Here is a 22,783-nt window from a genome sequence, read left to right as displayed (position 1 = left end):
GGCCTGTCGCGCCTGGACCGACGGCGGACGTCAGTCGTTGTTCGCGGCGGGCTTCACGCCGCCGTAGAACGCGCCGTAGGGCTGGAACGACCAGAGCGCCGCGCCCCACCGCTCGTAGAGCTTGAGGGTGCCGGGCTGGAACATCGTGTCGTAGTAGCAGCCCGCCACCCCGTTCCCCAGCTTCAGCTGGGGACTGCCGGTGAGCAGGCGCGGGCTGGCGCCGGGCTGCTGGAGCGTGGCCACCTGGGGCGAATAGTCAGGATCGCTGCCGCCGTACGGGTACGGGTATTGGAAGACGTTGCAGGACACGCCGCCGTTGGGCTCGCAGAGGTTCTTGTAGTCCGCGTAGGACACCTCCTGTCCCAGGAAGCCGGCGTTGAGCGCCTCCGTGCCGAAGTGGGCCAGCGTGGCGCCGTCCGGAATGCGCATGACATGCGCATAGGGCGTCAGGACCCAGTAGGCCTTCCGCACGAAGTTGGGCGTCACGAAGATGGGCGGGATGGAGCAGTCATCACTGCGCTGGAAGTGGGTGAAGAAACGCCACTCGCTGCCGGACACATAGAGCTCCGGCGTCCCCCACGGGTCGCTGCCCACCGCCACGCGGTAGCCGTTCGTGTAGTACTGATTGTCCCAGGGCCTGCGGGGCACCGGGGCCATGTAGCCATACACCTCTCCGCCCCAGCGGTTGAAGACACGCACGTGGGGACCGCCGCCCGGGCCCGGGATGGTGACAATCTCCGAGACGTTGTCACGCGTGACATCGCCCGCGCCCAGCCGCACGCCTCCGGTGAAGCCGGGGTCGTAGGCCCAGAACTCGTTGATGAGCGTGGGCGTGCCCACCGCCTTCCACACGCGGACCAGCGGGCCCATGCCCCGCCCCGGCGCGGTGATGATTTCATCGAAGCCGTCGCCGTCCACGTCGCCGGTGGTCACGAAGACGCCGCCCCGGAAGTTCGAGTCGTAGGCGAAGAACTCCCGCAGCACGCTGCCCGTGTTGACGTCGAACACGCGGACCAGGGGGCCTCCGCCCTCGCTGGTGCCGGTGACGGCGTCCGGGCGCCAGTTCGTCGTCACCCGGCCTGTCGCCATCTCCACGCCCACGCTCATGGACGATTCGTAGGCGTAGAAGGACACCCAGTTGGTGTTGGAGTTGGGGTCGAACGTCTTCACCGCCGGCCCACCGCCTGGGCCTGCGCCGGTGGCGTACAGCGGGGTGTTGGGCTTCGCGCCCGCCGTCGTGGTGACGGCGAGCGCCGCGAACAGCAACCATCGATACATGTGCCCCTCCAGGAGGATTCTGCGGGTGTCGCCGGGAATCATTCTGGAAAGGGCTGACATGCAGGGCGTGCTGCTCATCCAGTCCTCAGGGGAGCTTCATCAGGAACCACTCCTTCACGCCGCTGAGGTTGGGGAGCACGCTGAGCCCCTGGGGGTCCGTGAAGTAGGCCCTGCCATTGAAGTTCTGCACCAGCAGGATGTGGCCGGTCTCTCCTCCCTTGCCGATGGCCACGGCCCCGATGGCGCCCGACTCCCAGCCCTCCACGGTGCGGATGACCGCCCCCTTGTTGAGCAACTGGGTGAACTTCTGGCCGAAGTACGCCTCCGCCGTCGTCATCGACGTCACCGTGCCCCTGAGCGCGCTCGCGGGCGCACCAGAGAGCGTGGCGTGCCCCGCGATGACGCAGTTGAAGCAGTTCGTCCTGCCCCGGACCATGTTGACTTCGCGCAGCTCCTCGTAGAGCACCCGCTGGTAGTCCGTCTTGGGTGCGCGGGTGACCGGGGCCTTCGCCGGCGACGGGAACATGATGGAGACGACGATCCCGGTGATGGAGCCCATCGCGTAGGAGTAGCGGTCGCCGCCGGAGGTGATTCCCCAGTCCTGACGCATCCGCTGTGTGCATCCCGGGCACCAGAAGATGATCGCGTCGCCAAAGCCCTGCCCGAAGCTCGACCAGCGGTCGTAGACCGCGTTCTCCATGGCGGACGCCTGCACGGCGCCCTCCGGCGTGTTGATGATCCGCTCAGCCACATCCGAGACCGTGAACCCCTTCGCCGCGAGCGAGTCGAAGTCGAACGCGGAGCCCATCTCGTAGCCGGTGAGAAGCTGGGTGGAGATCTTCAGGAACTGCCCCGGGATCGTCTGGGGACCCGTGGGCGCCTGGGTGAAGGACGCGACGGAGGCGACGGTGCGGAAGGACGCCTCGGGGTCAGCGAAGCCACCGGACGGGCCCTGGCTGGGGAAGTACAGACTCGGGTCGTTGATGGGACTGGGGCCGCCGCCCCCGCCGGGTTGGCCCGGGAAGCCGCCCCCGGGCCCCTGGCACTCCTGCCCGATGCACGAGGGGTCCATGCCCGATGGGTCGGACAGGTTCACCGGGTCGTTCATCGCGAACCCGTAGGGGTTCGTGGTGGCCGCGGTGCGCGGCACGGTGAGCGGGTCGCGGCTGAGGAAGCGGCCGATGACCGGATCGTAGAGGCGCGCGCCCACGTGGACCACGCCCAGGGACTCCAGCGACTCGCCGCCGTTCCACTGGTCGCTGGAGTAGAGCAGCGCGCCCGGCGTCCCCTGGGAGCCGGTGGACTTCGCATCGCCGAAGGGCGCGTAGTCCACGTCCTGGATGAACTTCCCCTTGAGGTCCACGGCGTAGCGCGCGCCGCGCAGCTCCTCGAAGGGGAAGACCCACTCGTCCTTGGCCCCGCGCCGGGTGGCGATGACGCCGCCCGGCCCGGGGATGTGGCGCGTGAGGACCTGGAGGTTCTGTCCGCCGATGGCCTGCTGCTTGAGCTCCAGCAGGTCGCCGTATCTCCACTCCTGCCGGGTGTCCTTGCCGGTGGTGTTCAGGAGCACCTCCCGCAGGACGCCCAGGGCCCCGTAGCGGAAGGAGGCCGAGCCATTCGACGTGCTCACGCTGCGCACGTCGCCCGAGGGGTAGAAGTCGAGCGTTCGCGTCCCCGCGCGCGTGGGCTGGGCGCGCACGTTGCCCAGGCTGTCATGGGTGACGTTGCAGGCGGTGCCACCCAGGCCGCCGTTGCCGTAGCCGATGCGGCAGAGCCGGTCGCGGTCCACCGTGGAGTAGCTCATGGCGGCGTCGGCGGTGCTCAGCGCGTCGGTCTGCGTGAGGACGTTGCCCAGGGCGTCGTAGGTGTAGCTCCAGTCCGCCAGGGACGTGGACCCCTGGAAGCGCTTGGAGGTCGCGAGCCGGCCGAGCACGTCGTAGGTGAGGTTCGTCTTCGCGTACGTCGTGGCGCCGTTGACGACCTCCGAGCGGCCCGTCTCCCGGCCCATCAGGTCGCGCTGGGTGTGGTAGTACGCGCGGGAGCCCGAACTGGTGGCGACCGTCGTGCCGAGCGGCAGCCGGCGGCCCGTGTCCGCGTATTCGCCCAGGAACTCCGCCACGCCGCCGTACACGGCCTTGCGCACCCGGCCGAACGCGTCGATGGACTTGGCCAGGTAGAGCTCTTTGCTGCCGGAGGGGTCCTCGTACTTGATGTACGTGGGGCGCTGGGCGGTGTCGTAGGCGTACCAGACCGTCTCCGGCGTGTAGCCGGTGTCCGGCAGGTAGCGCGTGAGCGTGTCCAGGGCGCCGTCGGCGCGCAGCGTGGTCTGCTCCACGTAGGCCTTGCCCCCTGCGTCCGTGTAGACGTGCGCGTTGGGGCGTCCATAGGCGTCGTAGCTGTAGAAGACCTCGCCCAGGGAGGACTTCGTGCTCGACAGGCGGCCCAGCACGTTCGTCGGGGTGACGAGCGGCGTGGGGCTGAAGCCCACGTCGTAGAAGAAGTCGTAGGCGGTGGCCGGCACCGCCGCGCCCTGGATGCGGTCCTCGGAGTGGGTGACGCGGCCCAGGGCGTCGTACTGCGTGACCTGGGCTCGCGCGCCCGTGGGCGTGGCGACGGACTCCGTCCAGTTGACCTCTGTCTGCTCGCCCCAGCTGTTGTACTTCACCGTCCGCGTGGCGGTGTCCGGCTCCTGCCAGGCCAGCTGCTGGCCGAAGGAGTCATAGGTCCACGACCACGTCACCGGCCCGGTGAGGTTCACCGGATCCAGGTAGCGGGTCATCCCCGTCAGGTGGCCCAGCCGGTCCATGCTGAAGGCGGTGTGCTCCAGCGTGGTGCTGGACTGGGTCGTCGTGCGCGACAGCAGGCGGCCCGCGCCCGTCATCGTGGCGGTGCGCACCACGTTCAGCTGGGAGGACGTGGTGGAGTAGGAGGCGGCGTCGCGCAGGGACACCTTCTCCTGGTGATCCACGAAGGCGCGGGAGTAGCAGGTGGGCAGCCGCTCGGAGGCCGCGTCCGGCGTGGTGCTGTACGCCTGCGGGCCGTTGCCCCGGATGGAGCATGAGGGCGAGCCGTCCTGGTTGAAATAGTAGCTGGTGCCGTAGGCGGTGGCGGCGCTCTGGGAGGCGGGGTAGGGGGACGCCTCGAACGCCACGCGTCCCAGGTCGTCGTAGGTGCGCGCGCCGGTGATCATCACCTCGGTGCCGTAGTCGCTGCCCAGAGGGGCCTCGGTGCGGCGCGGGCGGGCCAGTTCGTCCAGGAACGTGGTCTGGACGTTGCCGGCGGCGCTGACCTCGTTGCCCGGCGTGACGGGTTCGCTGAAGCCCTTCTCCACCACGCGGCGGCCGAGCGGATCCGCGCCGGTGAAGCCCAGGTAGCCCGTGGTGGACAGCACGCCCTGCATGCCGCCCGGGGGCTCCACGAGGGTGCGGACCGGGCGCCCGTAGCCGTCCACGTCGAAGTCGTAGCGGGTGCCGTTGGCCTCGGTCAGGGTGGTCGCCGCGGTGCTGACCGGATCGAGCGTGTAGGTGGTGGAGAGCGCCGGCAGGCCCTGGCCCTCCACGCGCTGCTCCGTCAGCCCCAGCCCGAACTCGTCGTAGAAGAGCTTCACGGTGCGCACGGCGCCGTCCTCGCGCACGCGCTGGACGGAGGCGAGGTTGCCCGCGGCGCTGTAGCCGGCGGTGTATTCGAGCACCGTGTCGAGCACCGCCCCCGCGCCGTCGCGCCGGTCGCGGCGGTGCGTGGTGGCGTGGCCCACGGAGACGCTGCCGGATGCCAGGCCGTCATACGTCCAGGACTCGGAGGCGTACGTCACATACGGCGTCTTGTCGCACGTCCAGTAGCGCCGGCTCATGGGCGCGTGGAGCACCCGGGGGGCCATCGCCATGCTGGTGGGCGTGGCGTACAGCGTCTCCTCGCAGAGGTCGTCGTCCGTGCGGTAGACGTCGTTGGAGTGCTTGACGTTGAGGACGCGGCCGTAGTCGTCCACGCTCGTCACCTCCGACTTCGTGGCCACGTTGGCGGTGGACGGCGGCGGGGTGCCGCGCCAGGCGTCGGTGACGCGCGTGTACTGGAAGCCCCGCGCGCGGCAGGCGTCGTAGAAGGGGATGGAGCCGGAGGTCTGGAGGATCGAAGCCGCGAAGTCGAGCGGGAAGGACATCTCCAGGCAGTCCAGGGACGTGTTGGTGGAGCCGGTGGGCGCGGGCTCCTCGAAGAGCTTCGTGCCCCACTCCGTGTGCGTCGCCCTCAGGCGGCGGGCATAGGAGGGGAGGTCGGTGGCCAGCAGCGCCCACGGGTCCAGGCCGGAGCTGGTGACGGTGGTGACGTCGCGCGCCCGGCCCGCCTGGAGGTGGCGCGCGAAGCGGGTGAGCTTGGACGTGCTGTCGTAGGCGGGCAGCGGATAGGTGTCCGTGATGGTGGCGAAGCCCTCGCTCTTGCCCTGGACGGTGATGGTGTTCATGGCCACCGAGCGCTGGTAGCCGGGCAGGGTGAAGGTCTGGAGTGAGGAGTCGTAGACGAGCTCCGCGCCGCCGTAGGCGTAGCGCGTCTCCGCCAGCGTGCCGCCCAGGCCCTTGCCGCCCACGGTCACCACGGAGGAGACGACGACCTCCGGGAAGGGGACCTGGTGCTTCGTGGTGCCGTCCTCCTTGGCGGAGCGGTAGCCCACGGTGGTGAGCGCGCCGTAGCCGTTGTCCACGCGGATGAGGCGGCCGGCCTCGGGCTTGCCGGGACGCGTTCCACCGGCCAGTTCGTAGACGTCCAGGTTGGTGCCGTTGAGGCGGACCACCTCCGGCTTGCCGTCGCCGTTGAGGTCGTACAGGCCGCCCACCGTGAGGGACGTCTGACCGTCGCAGCGCTCCGTCTGGGTGGAGAGCGTGAAGCTGGAGCCTGTCACGTCGATGGTGACGGGAGGGGCGAAGCCGGCGCCGGTGCCCACCGCCACGGTCCAGGGCGAGGCCCGCACCACGTAGTCCGGGATGCCGTCGCCGGTCAGGTCGCGCAGCCCGTGGGTCATGGCGGAGGTGAAGGGGGTGCTGGCGGGAGGGTCCGGATCCGGCCAGACGCAGGTGCGCTCCTGGGCGTTCTCCTGGATGGAGAGGAAGCCAGGAGCGGGCAGGGTCAGCGTGGCGTCGGAGAAGCCGCTGCCCGTGCCCAGGTAGACGGTGGCGCTCTCCACGCGGTCGAGCAGTCCGTCACCGTTGACGTCCGTCAGGGCGCAGAACACGCGCTGCGAGTCGTTGTCCGTCGTCCACAGGCCGACGCCGCAGGAGCTCTTCTTGAGCAGGACGGCGGAGGAGAAGGCGTTCACGCCCTCGTCGAACAACAGGCCCCGGAGGTTGTAGACGGCCAGCACCTGGTTCGCGATGTCCAGGCGGGGGCGCACCTTGATGGCGAAGTCGCCGTAGACAATCTGGCCGCCGAAGCTGCCCGAGTAGTCCGGCTCCGGCGCCACGGTCTCCGCGGGGGAGGAGTTGAAGACGAGGTCCGGGAAGCCGTCGCCGTTGACGTCCGTCACCTCCCATTCGGTGTACGTCTTCTGCGGGTCCGCGGACGCCACCGAGCCCAGGGGGACGGAGCCGCAGTTCGAGCCCGAGTGGGGGGACCACTTGAGCGTCACGTCGTTCCACACCCAGCACTGGCGCATCACGTAGTCGCGGCCACTGAAGCGGCTGGAGAGGGGCAGGTAGCCGCCGGGCAGGGAGTGGCCCAGGCTGATGAGCAGGTCGCGCACCGCGGTGACGGAGTACGAGCGGCGCACCCATGTCACGCCCGTGGTGCCGGCGCCCGGCGTGTTGAGGTAGATGACCCACCGGCCCGGGGTCTCCGCCGCGTCGACCATGTCGATGCGGCCGTCGCCGTTGACGTCCAGGGCCTGACGCCACACGCGGTCCTTGGTGGTGGTGGTGACGCTGTTGGGGAAGCGCACCGCGGTGGCGCTGCGGGATTCGAAGGGGCCGGCCGTGAAGGTGGTGTCCTGGAGCTGCGCGTTGACGGTGCCCAGGGTGGTGGCGCCCGCCGTGTTGGGCTTGTTGAGGGCGGCCCAGAGCTTGCCGCTCTTGGCGTAGACGAGGTCGGGCAGTCCATCGCCGGTGACGTCGGTGAGGCTCTGCCAGGTGGTGGAGCCGATCTCCGAATTGGGCGGAGTGAAGGTGGCGTCGCGGCCCGTGCTGGAGAGCTTCGTGGCGTCCGTGCCGGTGGGCATGGGGATGGACGCCGTCTTCGCGTAGGTGAGCTTGCCGCCGGTGGTGGCGCTGCCATACGTGAAGGAGGCGACGGGCAGCGCGACGGACTGCTCCGGCGTGCCCTGGCGTCCCAGCATCGTCACGGTGGCCAGGCGGGGCTGCTTCGTGTCCGCGTCGGTCCCATACGCGAAGGCATAGGTGCGCAGCCTCTGGGGGGAATTGCCGCAGGTGGCGCGGCTGGAGACGTCCAGCGTGTTCAATGTGCGCAGCCGTGTGAGCACCACGTCACCCAGCAGGGAGAGCGCCAGGGGAGAAGCGGCCGGGGCGCCGTAGTTGAGGGTGAGCTCGTTCTTGAAGCAGTTGGCGGCCGGGTGCTTGTTGTAGAGCACCTGACGCAGATCGAGCGTGAAGCCCGAGCCACCTCCCGGGACGCCGATGGTGGAGACGTCATAGGTGAGTTGGACGGCGGTGTTGTCCGGCCCGGTGATGGACGTCAGCAGCCACAATCCGCCGCCGGCCATCCCGGCAGGCTCGGTGAAGGTCCAGGTCCGCCCGTCGCCGTCGTTCATCACCCAGGTGTCGGACTGCTCCTGAAGGAGGAGGTCCGCCCCGTGGTAGCGCGGCACCCAGTGCACCACCTGGGGTGGCCCCGCGGACACCTGGCGGGGCACCAGGTCCAGCACCTGGCCCTGGAGGAAGAGGGTGACCTGCTCCCGTCCGGCGGGGACGCTGCTGCCCACCTGCGGCTTGCGGTGGGCGAACGTCATGTCCCGGCGGATGTACGAGAGCGGGATGTCCCAGCCCAGGCCCACGGCGCCCACGCCCCGGGTGCCGGAGCCGATGGAGAGGGGAACAGGCATGCCGCCCCGCGAGGCCGGCAGCTCCAGTGGAATGGAAGCCGAGTAACCGCCCGACGCGTTGACGGCGCCGGGGGCGGTGCCCGTGTCGGAAGCACGGCCCCCATAGTGGCCACCAGTGGGCGCCAGCTGCGCCACGCCTACGCCTGGAGACAACCCCAACAGCAGACCCAGGGCCAATCCCAGCCATGGGCGCATCGTCATTTCCCGCATTGATTATCCCCTCTGGGAGGTGTCAATACCAGGGAATTCACGAAAAGTGAATATGCGCTCATGAAACAGCCCGGCAACCCGTGGGGATTGCCGGGCCTGATGATGTGCCGAAGGCGGGATTCGAACCCGCAACCTCCGCGTTCTGAGCGCGGCGCCTCTACCAAGTTGGGCTACCCCGGCGGGGTGTGTCCTTGATTGTGTTTGAAGTCGGGATGACTGGATTCGAACCAGCGACCTTGCGCGCCCGAGGCGCACGCTCTCAACCAGGCTGAGCTACATCCCGATGTCTGGGGAAACCTTGAGGGAGGATCCGGACGCGACAAGGGCCGGGTCCCCCTTCGGGAACCCGGCCCCCGTCACGCCTCCCGGGTCACCGGGTGGCGGGTGCGAGCGTCAGGTCCCGGGCGCACTGCCACGGAAGGATGCGGTGGCCAGCTCCAGGTTCTCCAGAGAGGTCACCTTCGTAGCGGGGCGCTTCGGGTCCAGCTCATTGGGGGTCAGCAATGGGCATCCCTCCTTTCTGGAGTGGAATGACGGGGCGATGAGCCCGTTTCTGACAGGCCCTGGCCACGACGTGGCCTGGCGCAAGGTGAGGGGCAACGCGGGGACTTCCGTTCAAGCGGGCGGCGCATTTCCTGGAGCCTCCCCGTGAAGCTGTCGTCGCCCATGTCGTCCCCGGTGTTGCCTGGCTGCTGGGCGCCAGGCCCCCCAAGGCCCGGTGACCCGTGCCCCCCCACTTGACATGGCTTCCCGGAACGATATTTTGAAGTTATTCAAAATATCAAAAGGTCGTGATGCGAACGCAGGAGGTCTTCAAGGCAATTTCAGATCCGACCCGGCGCAAGGTGCTCAAGCTGCTGCAGGGCGGCTCGAAGTCAGCGGGAGAGCTCGCTGAGGCGTTCGACATCACGAAGGGGTCGCTATCGCATCACTTCAACGTGCTCAAAGCCGCGGACCTGGTGCGCTGCGAGCGCCGTGGGCAGCAAATCGTCTACTCCCTCAATACGACCGTGTTCGAGGACGTAGCGGCAGTCCTTCTTGACCTCTTCAAGGTCGAAAAGGGGAATGGAGAGCGGTCATGAGAATCAGCAGAGCCAATGTGCTGAGTCTGGGATTCGTCGTCGTGGCGTTCGCGATGGCCTTCATGCTCTACGGCCAGTTGCCGGAGTGGATGCCCACGCATTGGAATGCCCAGGGAGTGGTGGACGGGTATACGCCCAAGCCCTGGGGACCCTTCGTCCTGCCGCTGATGATGGCTGCCATGTACCTGGTCCTGGTGGCCGTGCCGCGGATTTCGCCCAAGGGTTACCGCATGGAGCGATTCCAGGGCGTCTTCGAGGGCATCCAGGTGGTGCTGGTCGCGTTCCTGTTCCTGCTCAACGCCCTGGTCCTGCTCGGGGGCATTGGCGTGTCCGTACCGATGGCGCGCGTGGTTCCCGCGGCCGCGGGTCTGGTCCTCGTGGTCCTGGGCAATTACATGGGGAAGTTCACGAAGAACTTCTTCTGTGGAATCCGGACGCCCTGGACGCTCGCGAGCGACGAGGTCTGGCTGCGCACGCATCGCCTGGGAGGAAGGCTCTTCGTCCTCGCGGGAGTCATCGTCCTCGTCTCGGGGCTTCTCGGCGGCGGTCCGGTCCCCGTGCTGGCGGCGGTCACCGTCGCGGTGGTGATTCCCGTGCTCTACTCGTACTTCCTCTATCGCCGCATCGAGCAGGACAGGCACGGACCGCCGGACGATGCGGGCTCGCATCGTTCTGCGTGAAGGAGGGGCCATGTGGAGGCCCATGCTCCTTGGAAGATGATGTGCCGAAGGCGGGATTCGAACCCGCGCCGGGCGGTGCGAAACTCCCAGCAGGATCGCGCCCTTACCTCGCTACCGCTCGGAGCGACCCGGATTCGATATCCCGCCTCGTGCCCTGTCGTCCCGCCCCATCCCAAGCAATTCCGCAGGGGCATGCGACATACGTGCAACATGGCGCCAGCCCTCCGGGCTGTGAGGGCTGGCACCTGAGTACCTTCTAGTTCGTGCTGATCTGCTCCTGGGGAGTCGTGGAGCCGCGCGGGGCGCGAATTCCCAGCTCGACCAGCGCTTCGCCCGTCTGCTGCATCAGTCCCTTCAGCTCGGCTTCAGCTTCCTTGGGGCCAAAGAGCTTCTCTCCTCCCTGCCAGAAATACAGGTCCGGCAAGAACTCGCGCGCAGACTGGTAGCGGTTGGCGGGCGCCCGTTGAAGGAGGCGGGTCAGCATGACGCGCATCGCCTGCGGCAGTGGGGCAACCAGCGCGTCCAGGTCCGCCTGCGTGTAGGTCGCCGCGCGCCAGATTGCGTCCTCGACAGCAGGAGGGCTTCCTGCCGACCGGGCTCGCTTGATGGCGCGACGGCAGACCGCGAGCTGCCTGTCCGACAGTGCGTCTTTCACCTCCTGGGTCAAGCTGTCCGGAGTGTCGAGGAGGTTCTTTCCTGTCGCCAGCTCCAGCATGACGTTGCCGAGCGCGAAGAGGTCCGAGCGCGCATCAGCGAGCCCCATCAAGAGTGTCTCCGGGGAGGAGTAGAACGCATCCCCCTGCGGGCGGTGCACGGTGGACGCCACGCGGCTTGGCAGGTCCGAAAGGGCGAGCCCGAAGTCGGAGACCTCCACGCTGCCCCGCCAATCCACGAAGATGTGACCGCAATCACATCGTTCAGGCTGTTCCCCGACGGATGGTCGGTGATGACGTACCAACCGCCTTCGCCTTTGTGCGGCCCGTGGACGCGAAGGATCTTCGGGTGATCAAGGTAGGCCGCGAGCCGTACTTGCTCTTCGAGCTTCGCCCGTGCGCGCTTGACACGAGAGCCCTCCTCAACAGTGGGGCGCCCCACTGCCTGGAGCAGCACCTTAGCAAGCCGGTGGCGGCCCTCGCGGCGCTGCACTTCGTCGAAGCGGGCAACGGGTCGCTCGATGAGAACATCAACGACAGGCTGCGCTCATGGAAGCTGCCTGAGAACGACTTCACGAAGGAGCAGAAGGTCACTGTTGGAGGGCGAGGCGCCCGCGAACACCGCCCCGGTGCGTGTCGACCTCGTCCCCGGGACGAAGACACGCTACAGCGGCGGCGGCACGTCCATCGTCCAGTTGATGATGGTGGACCAGCTCCAGAAGCCGTTCCCCCAAATCATGCGCGAGACGGTGCTGACGCCGCTCGGCATGACCCGCAGCTCCTACGAGCAGCCGCTGCCTCCGGACCTGGCCGCCAGGACGGCCACGGGGACGTACGCCAGCGGGAAGAGCGTGGCGGGGCGCTGGCACGTGTACCCGGAGATGGCCGCGGCCGGACTGTGGACGACGCCGTCCGACCTCGCGCGGGTCGCCCTCGAGGTGTCCAGCGCGAAGGCAGGGAAGTCCCGGCGCGTGCTGTCACAGGCGATGACGAAGCAGGTGCTGACGCAGCAGTCGGAGCGGTTCGGGCTGGGCTTCCAGGTGGAGCCCGGCACCGGACGCTTCAGGCACGGCGGCGCGGACGAGGGCTTCCAGGCCGCGTTCATGGCCTTCAGTGACACGGGGAGCGGAGTGGTCGTCATGGCCAACTCCGATAACGGTTTCCTGCTCTTCGACCGCCTCATCGCCAGCGTGGCGGCGGAGTATGCCTGGAGCGCGTTCAAGCCCGAGCCCGAGATGCCGTCCGCGCAGGTGGATGTGCTCATGCGGCTCAAGGGCGTCGACACCGCGGCCTGGGCGAGGCCCAACTCCAACTGGGCCTGAAGGAAGCGGCCATCAAGAGCTACAGGAAGTCGCTCGCGCTGGACGCCGGGAACGCCAATGCCGTGAAGGTCCTTGGGAAGCTCGGAGTCACACCTGCTGCCGTTCCCTGACGCGGCCCCTACTTCAGGAACTTGGACACCACCCCGAATCCGGCGTGCGGGTACAACTGGCGATCCAGCGCCACGACTTCGCGATCAATCAGTCCCAGCAGGTGATACATCGAGCGCAGGCGACCAATCTTCGTCATGACCACGCTGCTGTACGCGGGAGACTCGAGGTCGCTGTTCTTCACCAGCCCCTTGTCGTCTCCCGCGAGCGTCATCCGCGTCGCCGTCATGATGGAGTTGTCGTCCTGGAAGGCATCGAAGCCCCGGTTTACGGGCAGGACCTCGTCGGGTTCATCCTGGAGCGTCAGCGTGAGCTGCGTCAGCCACGCTCCCGTGCTGAGGCCCGTGGGGACCTTCCCCTTGTTCTCGCTGAGGCTTCGGAAGCCAAGCTCCACGGCGGCACACCAGGGGCAGGTCTCCTTCGGGCGGTTGCGCCCGGTGCCCGCGTCATTCAATCCCTCATAGGGGAAACAGACGAGCACATCGCAGCCCTCCGCGAAGTACGACGAGGCGGTCATGAGCGCCGCCGGTTCAGCGCAGTTCAGTGAGTGCCAACCGCAGACCCACAGGTCCACGCCCAGCTTGACGTCCTGGAGCGTCTTGACCGACAGGTCGTCATGGGACTTGTCCTGGCGGAACGAGACGTAGCTGAACAGGGCCTGCCGCGCGGGCGTTCGGAGCCGCAGCAGGGTTCGCGCGCGATAACCCAACGCCACGAGATTCGTCCGTTCGATCATCGTCTCGTAATTGACGTTCAGCTCGTTCGCGAGCTCGCTTGTGCTCTTGCGCTGCTGGAACTCCGCCTTCTCCTGCTCGAGCTTCTCCGAAGTGACCTTCCAGCTTGCCCGGTGCCTCTGCAGCGCCTGGACCTCCGGGGCTTCCTTCGGGGCTTTTTGGGGCACGAGCTTCTTGAGTCTTTCCTCCTCTCGCTTCATGAGCGCTTGCGCGGTCTTGAACTTCTCCGCCACCAGAGAGGTCTCCCCGTACGCGGGGATGCTGGGGTCGGGCTGCCAGTTGGGAAGACCCAGGTGTCGGCAATACTTCTGGAAGTAGGAAGGGCCAGGCTCCTCCTGGACGACACCGGAGAGTCCCAGGATGGGAACATGCACGGTCCTGCCCGCAACCGTGTGCCGGGTCCAGGACACGCAAAGGCAGCCCACCGCGGACACGAAGGCGGACTTCATCTCCTTCATGGCCGCCCATTGCGGATGCCGGGCCATCAGCAGACGTGTCAGTGACGTCTCGTCGTCGCCAATCAGGTGGTAGCGCGCGGCGAGCGCATCCGTGTAGGCCTTCACCTCCTGATTGAAGCGAACCCCCGCGACGCCCTTGATCCAGTCCTTCTCTGGGAACACCGCGCCGAGCGCGGTGCCTGGCGGCGAAACGACGAACCCCAGGCTCATGAGCCTGTTGCGAATGGGATCGTAGTAGGCGTACTTGGCGCGGTCCTTCTCCGTCGGGGGCTTCGGCATCACGGGCGGCGGCTCGGCTTGTCCCCCACCGGAGGCGCCCTTGCCCTTCGGCTTCTTGGCCTGCTCCTGGGCCTTCTGGACCTGTTCCTTGTAGGCGGTGGTCTGGTCGGAGAACTGTTTGAGGATCCTGTTCACGGCCACGGGGGAGAGCGCGCCCTTGTCCACGGAGCCCGTGTGGTGCCATCGCCACTGCTCCTCCAGGGACTCGCGGCACTCCCTGACGTATGTCCATTCCTCCCGCAGGACCTCAGAAATCTGCTGTCGTACGAAGTCCATCACTTCATCCGACGGCTTCTTGCCGGACTTGTAGTCGAGCACCTGGAGCACCAGCGTGTCCGTCACGCGGTGATTCGCGAGGCTGGCCTCATAGCCATCCAGGTTCTTCAGGGCGATCTTGATGCCCCGGCGGGCTTGATAGAAGCCTTCGATGTCCGACAAGAACGTCTGCTGCTGGAGGAAGCCGTAGGTCTTGTTCCGCGAACTCAAGAACTGTTCGATGCACTTCGCGTCGAGATGCTCCGGAACCGGGTAGCCAGCGTTGCCGAGCCACTTGTCCACCGAGTCGTTGGTGAGCGTGGTCGTGCCTGCGAGGTTCTTGAGCGTGACGGGCATGGGACGAAGAAACCCGGTGCGCTCCCGAGGTGTCAAGACACCGGGAGGCTCCACACGGTGCCCTTCGTGCCTCCCCGCTCCGTCAGCGCGCGAGGAGCTTTTTTACGTTTCGTGAGGCGCTCCCGACGTCGGGCGTCATTGACAACAGGGGCACCACGCGCATCCCCGGACTCCGGGGATGGGGGACGATACGGACGACGACAATCCCCGGTGGTGAATGTTTGCCCGTTCGTCTCCCGGAGGACCTGAAGTGCTGTCAGATTGAATAAGCAATCTTCCCAGTCATGCTGGTTGAAACCTGATTTCCTGGCTGGTTCGATGGGCCTGCGGGGGGAGCCCATGCCTGAGCATCCTGTTTTCAGGCGCTCGCTGTTGTTTGTTTCGCTGGTCGCCGTGGCCGTGGGGGGATGCGGCCCGGAGGACACCGCTGGCTCCAAGGACAAGGCGGCCATCGAGGCGCTGGGTGTGGTGCCCCAGGGAATCACCTGCGGAGGACATGACTGCTTGTTCGTCAGGACGCCCAAGACCTGGGAACAGGCGGCACACTCAACCGGTGAATGCAACCCCCTGGGTTCCCCCGGTTGAGAGGTTGTCGGTATGCAAGTAGCGAAGAGGAGGGGGCTCACGCCGAGTGCGCGTGCGGAGCTGTGGAGACAAGTGAAGACCAAGCGCGGGGCGGCTCCTTGGGGGCTGATGGCTCGGAGTGGGGCGAAGCCGTGGCGGCTCCTCGCATGGAAATGACTTCCAGCCACAGCACCACCCACCAGCGGTTGCCCATTGCTCGCCTCCTGACTGCACTTCGGTGTGGTGTGCAGAGCCCGGTCGTACCCACCGAAGAGAGCATGGAGGACTGTCATCCCCTGTCGGAAACCTTCACTCGTTGACGGAATGAGAAAAGGCCTGGCAACCCGTTGGGATTGCCAAGCCTGACGATGTGCCGAAGGCGGGATTCGAACCCGCAACCTCCGCGTTCTGAGCGCGGCGCCTCTACCAGGTTGGGCTACCCCGGCGGGGTGTGTCCTTGATTGTGTTTGAAGTCGGGATGACTGGATTCGAACCAGCGACCTTGCGCGCCCGAGGCGCACGCTCTCAACCAGGCTGAGCTACATCCCGATGTTGGGAGAAACCTTGAGGGAGGATCCGGACGCGACAAGGGCCGGGTCCCCCTTCGGGAACCCGGCCCTCGTCACGCCTCCCGGGTCACCGGGTGGCGGGTGCGAGCGTCAGGTCCCGGGCGCACTGCCACGGAAGGATGCGGTGGCCAGCTCCAGGTTCTCCAGAGAGGTCACCTTCGTGGCGGGGCGCTTCGGGTCCAGCGTGTTTCGGATCTGCAATGGGCATCCCTCCTTTCTGGGAGGAAATGACGGGGCGATAATGCCGTCCCTGACACGCACCTCGCGGAGACACCCATGACGGAACTCGAGACCCTGGCTGCCTTCGAGCAGCACCTTCGCGACGGCCGGAGCCTCGCCAACGTCATCCTCCAGGGGCTGGACCTTCGCGCCTGGAGCGACGCGCTGTTGAAGGCGGACCTCACCGGCACCGTCTTCCTGGGCTGTCTCCTGGAGCCCGCGACCCTGCAACAGGTCATTGCCCGGGGCGCCATGGTCTTCCCGCCGTTCACCGGGCTGCCCTACTGCCCGTACCGCGGCAGCCTCTACACGCCGGAGGAGCTGTACGCGGGCTTCGACCCGACCCGCCCGGACACCTACGCGGACACGCTGGATGCGCGCATCTACGCGCACTGGAACTCGCGCGGTGGGGCGCACCCTCCCTCCATCCTGGAGACCCTGGCGCAGCGGCTTCACGACCACGCCATCAGCGACGCGCTGGAGGAGGCGCTGATGGATCAGGGCAAGCCCCGCCGGGTGGTGGCCATCATGGGTGGCCATTCCATGCTGCGCGGCCAGGAGGCCTACCGCTCCGTGGCGGAGCTGGCCCGTTCGCTGGCGCGCCTGGGCTTCTTCCTGGTGAGCGGCGGCGGCCCGGGCGCCATGGAGGCCACGCACCTGGGCGCGTGGTTCGCCGCGCGGCCGGATGAGGACCTGGACGCGGCGCTCGCGGTGCTGGCGCGCGCTCCGTCCTACAAGGACCGGGACTGGCTCGCGCGTGCCTTCGAGGTGCGCGCCATGTGGCCCCTGCTCGACGCAGCGGCGATGGGCGACAGCCTGGGCATCCCCACCTGGCTCTACGGCCACGAGCCGCCCAACCCCTTCGCCACGCGCGTCGCGAAGTACTTCGCCAACAGCGTGCGCGAGGAGGGCCTGCTCACCATCGCCCGGGGTGGCGTCGTCTACTCCCCCGGCAGCGCGGGCACGGTGCAGGAGATCTTCCAGGACGCCTGCCAGAACCACTACAACACCGTGGGCGTCATCAGCCCCATGCTGTTCCTGGGCCGCGAGTTCTGGACCCAGACGCGGCCCGTGTACCCACTGCTGGAGCACCTGGCCCAGGGGCAGGAGTACGCGCGCCACCTGCTCCTCACGGACTCGAAGGAGGACATCGTCCAGGCGCTCGTGCGCTTCGACGAGGAGCGCGAGGCCCTGGCGCGGGCGGGCTGACCGTGACGGCTCAGCCCTGACCCGCGACCGGGGTGACGGCGTTCAGGTTCACGAACGCGTCCCGCTTCACGCCGTGCTTGAGGAAGTCCTGCACCGCCCGCGCGAGCGTCGCGGCCAGCAGGCCCAGCAGGGGCAGGTGCTCGCCGCCCTCGCAGGTGGCCTGGCCTTGCGTGTCCTCGGCGTCGGGCGTGAAGCGTTCATCCCAGCGCACCAGTCCGAACGTGCCGTCCGCGGACACCGCGCCGTGCACCAACGGCGTGCCCGTCTTCCGGGCGTGGTCGCTGAGCAACTGGCGGCTGTCCTGGTTGTCGAAGGCGTCCACCAGCAGGTCCGCGCCCTTGCACAGCGCCTCCACGTTGTCGCGCGTGAGGCGCACGCCGAAGGACTCCGCCTTCACGCCGTGCAGGTTGTGCAGTTGGAGCTTCAGCGCCTCCGCCTTGTTCTTTCCGACGGACGGCTTCACGTAGGCCTGCGACAGCAGGTTCTTCGACTCCACGCGGTCGAAGTCGATGAACACCCGCGTCGCGTCCAGGTTGCGGCACAGCAGCGCCGCAGCGGACCCGATGGCCCCCACGCCACAGAAGACGATGCGCATGGTGGCCGTCCTCAGCACGCCCCGAAGGGCACCTTCGGACGCAGGTAGATGCGCTCCTCGCCGTGCGCGCCCCGGAAGCGGTCCACGACGTAGTGCTGGAAGGCTTCGTCCCCCAGCTGGAAGCGGTGCAGGCCCGGCACTCCGCCCGAGCGCACCAGCTCCACCGCGATGCGGCGCACGTCCGCGTCGCTGATGTGCCGCTCCAGCTCCACCGGCACGTCCGCCGAGTGTCCGTCATAGGTGATGTTGAGCGTCGCCATGGTCGCGTGCCTCCAGGGAAGGGAACCCTGGCCCGGGACGGCGCCCCCAGGTGCATCCTGACAACCCGGCCGCGCGAGCAGCCATGCTCCGGCCTCCGTCGCCTCCTGGACGTGGGGGAGGGGAGCGGCCGTCACCTTCCGGCCGGAGGATGCACAGTGTTGGGCTCACGGGAGGAGACGCATGGAGTCACCGCGAGCACCGCACCCCTGGACCGGCGCGCCCACGGAGGCCGTGGCGCTGCAGAAGCGCCTGCGTGAGCAGCTCATCCTCGAACCACCTCCGGGTCTGCGCATCACCCGCCTGGCGGGCGCGGACATCTCCACGGAGAAGGGCAACGACACGGGCTATGGCGGCATGGTGGTGCTCGACGCACAGACGCTTCATCCGGTGGCCCGCGCGGTGGCCACGGCGCCGCTGACGTTCCCCTACGTCCCCGGCCTGCTGTCCTTCCGCGAGCTGCCGGTGCTGGCCGCCGTCTGGGAGCGGCTCACCGTCCGCCCGGACGTGCTCGTCTTCGATGGCCAGGGCACCGCCCACCCGCGACGGCTGGGCATCGCCTGTCACGGAGGGCTGCTGTTCGACATCCCCTCCATCGGCTGCGCCAAGTCGCTGTTGGTGGGCACGCCCGGGAAGCTCGCGGAGCGGCGGGGCGCCACGTCCCCCATCACCCACAAGGGCGAGGTGGTGGGCATGGCGGTCCGCACTCGCACGGGCGTCAGCCCCGTGTACGTCTCCCCCGGCCACCTCATGGACCTGGACACCGCAGTGGAGTGGGTGTTGAAGGCCAGCCCTCGCTACCGCGAGCCGGAGACGACGCGTCACGCGCACCGGTTGGTGAACGCCTTCCGCCGCGCGGGGGGCGAGGCCGCGGAGTTGGAGGAGGGGAGTCCCGGATGAAGTCCGAGGGGTTGATGCTGGTGGTGGCGGGCCTGGGGCTCGCCGTCGTGGGCCTGCTGGTGTGGGCCGGCGCCTTCTCCTGGTTCGGCCGGCTGCCGGGCGACATCCGAGTGGAGAGCGGCAACACGCGCGTCTACGCGCCGCTGGCCTCCATGCTCCTCATCTCCGTGCTGCTCAGCCTGGGCGCCTGGGTGGTGCGCCGCTTCTTCTAGGCCTTCGGACCGGAAGTCTGTCCACCGGTTGAGAAGGCGAGAACCCTTTCGAGGCTCCCTGTCGGCGGCGCGCCGGACGAACTTGTCCGACAGTCGGACAGGTTTTGAGTCTGTCGGGCGGGCGGGGGCTCCGGCGGATTTCCTCTCAAGAATGCGCGCCCTTCGCGTCTGACCGGCAGAAGCGACCTGCCCGGTTGTCCGCCCGCTGTCCGGGCGGGAAGGCAGGGGCCCGGGACGGACGCGGAGTGGATCCTCGCCGTTGAACCGCGCAGCATGCGGCCCGCCGTCCCTGACGTCAGCGGTGGGGAATAAAAGGCGGCATCTGGAAAAGGCGGCGCGTCAGGCCGCCAGAGGTGAGCATGCGCAGGCTGTCATCCCCGTGGAGTGAGCTGGCATCCCACTACCCCGTGGTCGTCGTTGGGTCGGGCTATGGCGGAGGCATCACCGCCAGCCGGCTGTCGCGCGCGGGGCAACAGGTGTGCGTGCTGGAGCGCGGCCGGGAGATGCACCCGGGGGAGATGCCTCGCACGCCCGCGCAGGCGGTGGCCGAGTTCCAGCTCCACTGCGCCCCGGGCCAGGGAGACCTGGACGTGGGCAGCCCCACCGGCCTCATCGAGGTCCACCGCAACGGTGACGTGTCCGTCATCGACGGCTGCGGCCTGGGCGGCACGTCGCTCATCAACGCCGGCGTGACGATGCGGCCCGACCCTCGCGTGTTCGAGGACCCTCGCTGGCCCCAGGCCCTGCGCGCCGACGTGCACGGCCTGCTGGAGGACGGCTTCGCGCACGCGGAGTTGATGCTGCGGCCCCTGCCGTACCCGGAGGACCACCCGCCGCTGCAGAAGCTCAAGACGTTCGGCATCTCCGCGGAGAAGCTGGGCGGACGGCTGACGCGGCCTCCAGTGGCGGTGACGTTCGAGGCGGGCGTCAACGCCGCGGGCGTGCGGCAGCCGGGGTGCTCGCTGTGCGGTGACTGCGCCACGGGCTGCAACACCGGCGCGAAGAACACCGTGCTGATGAACTACCTGCCGGACGCGCACGCGCACGGGGCTCGAATCTTCACCGAGGTGTCGGTGCGCGCGGTGGTGCCGGACGGCACGAAGTGGCGCGTCTACTACCGCCCCCAGAACACCGGCCGCGAGCGCTTCGACGCGCCCGACGCCTGGCTCACCGCGGACCGCGTCGTCCTGGCCGCCGGCACCATGGGCACGGCGGAAATCCTGTTGCGCTCGCGCGAGCTCGGCCTTCCTGTGTCCTCGAAGCTGGGCCACCGCTTCAGCAGCAACGGCGACGTACTGGCCTTCGGCTACAACCTGGACATGCCCGTCCACGGCGTGGGCCACGGCGAGCAGGACCACGAGACGCGCGACCCTGTCGGCCCCTGCATCGCGGGCGTCATCGACCAGCGCGACACCGCCAGCCTGGACGAGGGGATGATCATCGAGGAGGGCGTCATCCCCGGCGCGCTCGCGTCGCTGATGCCCGCGGCGCTCGCGGGGGCCGCGGCGCTGGTGGGCGAGGACACCGACGAAGGCATCCTGGACTGGGTCCAGGAGCGGCTGCGCCAGGCGGACAGCTTCGTGCGCGGGCCGGACCACGGCGCGGTGGAGCACACGCAGACGCTGATGGTGATGTCGCACGACGAAGGCAAGGGCGAGCTGCGGTTGGAGCATGACCGCGTGCGCCTGCACTGGCCGGACGCCGGACGCGACCCGCAGCTCACCCGCATCGAGGAGCGCCTGCGCCGCGCCACCGCCGCGCTGGGCGGCACCTTCGTGCGCTATCCGCTCTGGTCCGAGGCCTTCGGCAAGGAACTCCTGTGCACGCATCCGCTGGGCGGCTGTGTCATGGCCGAACGGGCGGAGGACGGCGTGGTGGACCACGAGGGGCGCATCTTCTCCGGTGCCTCCGGCCACGCGGTGCACGAGGGGCTGTACGTGTCCGACGGCTCCGTGGTGCCTCGCTCGCTGGGCATCAACCCCCTGCTCACCATCTCCGCCGTCGCCGAGCGCGCCTGCGCCCTGATGGCCCGGCGCCACGGGTGGACCATCGACTACGCGCCGCTGCCGGAGGCCTCGGCGCCCCAGGCCCCCGGGCCCGTGGGCGTGCGCTTCACGGAGACGATGCACGGCTTCCTGTCCGGCGACGTGAAGGCCCCGCACCTGGAGGCCGGTGACCCGGAGCGCGACGACGCCACGCCCCTGCGCTTCGTGCTCACCGTGACGGCCGAGGACCTGAACGCGACGCTGCGCGACGAGCGCCACCCCTTGAAGTTGATGGGCACGGTGACGGCGCCGGTGCTGTCGTCCCGCCCGCTGGTGGTGACGCGCGGCGAGCTGCGCCTGATGACCCGCGAGCACGCTCGGCCGGGCGGCCAGCGGATGGAGTACCTGCTGCACCTGCTCAGCGAGGCCGGCGAGGCGTACTACCTGGAGGGCTACAAGGACCTCTACGACGACCCGGGCCTGGACCTGTGGAAGGACACCACGACGCTGTTCGTGTCCCTGCACCGCGGGGATGGCCCGGAGGCACCGTGCATGGGCCGGGGCTTCCTGCGGCTGTCGGCGGAGGAGTTCGCGCGCCAGCTCACCACCCTGCGCGTGCTCAACGCCCGGGACAGCGTGCAGCGGGCGGAGGCCCTGGCCCGCTTCGGCGGCTTCTTCTTCGGCGCCCTCTGGGACACCTACGTCCGGCGCGTGGCCGCCTAGCAGTCAGGCAGCCGGCGGACAGTGCACCAGTCCGCGATGACGTGCCCTCCGGGGCTGGCATGGGCACCCTGTTACCCACCGGGACCGACAGGGAGGACCCCCATGGCTGAAGACCGTGATCCGCAGCGCCGCTCCGGCGCACCCCAGGACGAGGAGCACGCGGAGGAGCGGCGCGAGCTGTCCATCGAGGAGCGGCGTGCGCGGCGCAGTGCGATGCGGGCCAGTCAGACGTATGCCCGCTTCATCGACCACCTCTGCGACCGGGGCGGCATGTCCCCGAGTGTCGCCCAGCAGGCGGCCGTCTCCGTGCTCTGCGGCCTGGAGCAACGCATCCAGGCGGAGGAGTCCCTCGACCTCGAAGCACAGCTGCCGCGCAGGCTCACGGAGATGCTGCACCGCTGCGAGCGCCACGACGCAGACCCCCGCCCGTCGAAGTTCGGCCGCGACGAGCTGCTGAAGCTGGTGGGCGAGGACCTGGCCTTGAATCCGGACGCCGTGGAGCCCGTGGTGCGCGCGGTGATGGACGCCGTCCGTCATCAAATCAGCGAAGGCGAGGCGGAGGACGTGAGCGCCCAACTGCCCGAGGACATCCGCCACCTTTGGCTGCCGACGATGTGAGGCCGGCTGTTAAGGTCTCCGGCACACGCTTGCCGGAGACCGCGCATGGCCCTCGATGATGACTTCAGCGCCGCCCAGAGCCGGGTGAAGACGCTGTCCAAGGCCCCCTCGAACGATACGCTGCTGGAGCTGTACTCCCTCTTCAAGCAGGGCACGGAAGGCGACGTGCAGGGCAAGCGCCCCGGCATGCTCGATATCAAGGGGCGCGCGAAATACGACGCGTGGGCCGGCCGCAAGGGGCTGGCGAAGGACGCCGCGAAGCAGCAGTACGTAGCGCTCGTGGACAAGCTCCTGCGCGGGTAGACACGGTCCTTCATGCCCCACTGGCTCCGGATGGCGTTGTTCCTCGTGCCGGTCACCACGCTGCTCGCGCTGGCGCACGTCTACCTGTACCGCCGGCTGGTTCGCGACGTGACGGCGAGCAGGGGCCTGTCTCTTATACACACCTCCCAGCCCCCAAGAGACTCATGAATCTC

General features: G+C 68.4%; 15 protein-coding genes, 4 tRNA genes and 1 pseudogene. 10 read left to right on the top strand and 10 right to left on the bottom strand.

Annotation, left to right across the window (positions count from 1 at the left end):
• Positions 1-30: 30 nt before the first annotated feature.
• The 4 genes from D7X99_RS35360 to D7X99_RS35345 form a co-directional block, all read right to left on the bottom strand.
• A complete protein-coding gene (locus D7X99_RS35360; RefSeq protein ID WP_147476362.1) occupies positions 31-1,278 on the bottom strand; it encodes a hypothetical protein in 1,248 nt (415 codons plus the stop codon).
• Positions 1,279-1,363: 85 nt separating this feature from the next.
• A complete protein-coding gene (locus D7X99_RS35355; protein ID WP_147476361.1) occupies positions 1,364-8,512 on the bottom strand; it encodes an RHS repeat-associated core domain-containing protein in 7,149 nt (2,382 codons plus the stop codon).
• A 120-nt stretch (positions 8,513-8,632) separates the two neighbouring features.
• Positions 8,633-8,707, bottom strand: a tRNA-Leu gene (locus tag D7X99_RS35350).
• A gap of 27 nt (positions 8,708-8,734) precedes the next feature.
• A tRNA-Pro gene (locus D7X99_RS35345) sits at positions 8,735-8,810 on the bottom strand.
• Positions 8,811-9,321: 511 nt separating this feature from the next.
• Between D7X99_RS35345 and D7X99_RS35340 the strand changes: the two genes are divergently transcribed.
• Both D7X99_RS35340 and D7X99_RS35335 read left to right on the top strand, forming a co-directional pair.
• Positions 9,322-9,609: an autorepressor SdpR family transcription factor gene (locus D7X99_RS35340; RefSeq protein WP_014394337.1), complete on the top strand. Its 288-nt coding sequence runs from the start codon at positions 9,322-9,324 to the stop codon at positions 9,607-9,609.
• Positions 9,606-10,289 (top strand): SdpI family protein, encoded by a 684-nt coding sequence (locus D7X99_RS35335; protein ID WP_121781612.1) that lies wholly within the window; start codon positions 9,606-9,608, stop codon positions 10,287-10,289. The genes D7X99_RS35340 and D7X99_RS35335 overlap by 4 nt, the downstream gene beginning before the upstream one ends.
• Positions 10,290-10,545: 256 nt before the next feature.
• On the opposite strand, the pseudogene D7X99_RS35330 reads toward D7X99_RS35335, so the two are convergent.
• Positions 10,546-11,402, bottom strand: a pseudogene (locus tag D7X99_RS35330) (protein kinase); the annotation flags it as partial.
• Between the two features lie 136 nt (positions 11,403-11,538).
• On the opposite strand from D7X99_RS35330, the gene D7X99_RS35325 reads away from it, so the two are divergent.
• On the top strand, positions 11,539-12,264 hold the full coding sequence (locus D7X99_RS35325; protein ID WP_233605077.1) for a serine hydrolase: 726 nt from the start codon (positions 11,539-11,541) through the stop codon (positions 12,262-12,264).
• 118 nt (positions 12,265-12,382) lie between these two features.
• Here D7X99_RS35325 and D7X99_RS35320 read toward each other — a convergent pair whose 3' ends face one another.
• The 3 genes from D7X99_RS35320 to D7X99_RS35310 all read right to left on the bottom strand — a co-directional run bounded on the left by D7X99_RS35320 (position 12,383) and on the right by D7X99_RS35310 (position 15,568).
• On the bottom strand, positions 12,383-14,455 hold the full coding sequence (locus D7X99_RS35320) for a hypothetical protein (RefSeq protein WP_120577553.1): 2,073 nt from the start codon (positions 14,453-14,455) through the stop codon (positions 12,383-12,385).
• A gap of 935 nt (positions 14,456-15,390) precedes the next feature.
• Positions 15,391-15,465: transfer RNA gene (locus D7X99_RS35315), tRNA-Leu, on the bottom strand.
• 27 nt (positions 15,466-15,492) lie between these two features.
• Positions 15,493-15,568, bottom strand: a tRNA-Pro gene (locus tag D7X99_RS35310).
• A 296-nt stretch (positions 15,569-15,864) separates the two neighbouring features.
• On the opposite strand from D7X99_RS35310, the gene D7X99_RS35305 reads away from it, so the two are divergent.
• Positions 15,865-17,016 (top strand): LOG family protein, encoded by a 1,152-nt coding sequence (locus tag D7X99_RS35305; protein WP_121781611.1) that lies wholly within the window; start codon positions 15,865-15,867, stop codon positions 17,014-17,016.
• A gap of 10 nt (positions 17,017-17,026) precedes the next feature.
• Here the strand turns inward: D7X99_RS35305 and D7X99_RS35300 are convergent, their stop codons facing one another.
• Together D7X99_RS35300 and D7X99_RS35295 are read right to left on the bottom strand one after the other, a co-directional pair.
• Positions 17,027-17,611, bottom strand: coding sequence for a ThiF family adenylyltransferase (locus tag D7X99_RS35300; protein ID WP_120595912.1), 585 nt, complete (start codon positions 17,609-17,611; stop codon positions 17,027-17,029).
• A gap of 11 nt (positions 17,612-17,622) precedes the next feature.
• Positions 17,623-17,871 (bottom strand): hypothetical protein, encoded by a 249-nt coding sequence (locus tag D7X99_RS35295; protein WP_014394344.1) that lies wholly within the window; start codon positions 17,869-17,871, stop codon positions 17,623-17,625.
• A 181-nt stretch (positions 17,872-18,052) separates the two neighbouring features.
• Here D7X99_RS35295 and nfi point away from each other — a divergent pair, with 181 nt between their 5' ends.
• The 6 genes from nfi (at position 18,053) to D7X99_RS35265 (ending at position 22,778) form a co-directional block, all read left to right on the top strand.
• On the top strand, positions 18,053-18,769 hold the full coding sequence (nfi, locus tag D7X99_RS35290) for a deoxyribonuclease V (protein ID WP_121781610.1): 717 nt from the start codon (positions 18,053-18,055) through the stop codon (positions 18,767-18,769).
• Entirely contained in the window at positions 18,766-18,981 is a 216-nt protein-coding gene (locus D7X99_RS35285; RefSeq protein WP_121781609.1) for a DUF2905 domain-containing protein, read from the top strand. The genes nfi and D7X99_RS35285 overlap by 4 nt, the downstream gene beginning before the upstream one ends.
• Positions 18,982-19,340: 359 nt before the next feature.
• Positions 19,341-21,689, top strand: coding sequence for a GMC family oxidoreductase N-terminal domain-containing protein (locus tag D7X99_RS35280; RefSeq protein WP_121781608.1), 2,349 nt, complete (start codon positions 19,341-19,343; stop codon positions 21,687-21,689).
• Between the two features lie 102 nt (positions 21,690-21,791).
• Positions 21,792-22,307, top strand: a complete 516-nt coding sequence (locus D7X99_RS35275; RefSeq protein ID WP_120595906.1) for a DUF2267 domain-containing protein — start codon at positions 21,792-21,794, stop codon at positions 22,305-22,307.
• Between the two features lie 45 nt (positions 22,308-22,352).
• Complete coding sequence (locus tag D7X99_RS35270; RefSeq protein ID WP_121781607.1) at positions 22,353-22,610, top strand: acyl-CoA-binding protein; 258 nt, start codon at positions 22,353-22,355, stop codon at positions 22,608-22,610.
• Positions 22,611-22,622: 12 nt separating this feature from the next.
• Complete coding sequence (locus D7X99_RS35265) at positions 22,623-22,778, top strand: hypothetical protein (RefSeq protein ID WP_199756409.1); 156 nt, start codon at positions 22,623-22,625, stop codon at positions 22,776-22,778.
• The last annotated feature ends 5 nt before the right edge of the window (positions 22,779-22,783 follow it).

It is taken from the genome of Corallococcus sp. AB032C (assembly GCF_003668935.1).
GTDB lineage: Bacteria > Myxococcota > Myxococcia > Myxococcales > Myxococcaceae > Corallococcus > Corallococcus exiguus.
This window is presented reverse-complemented; position numbering and strand designations above follow the sequence as displayed.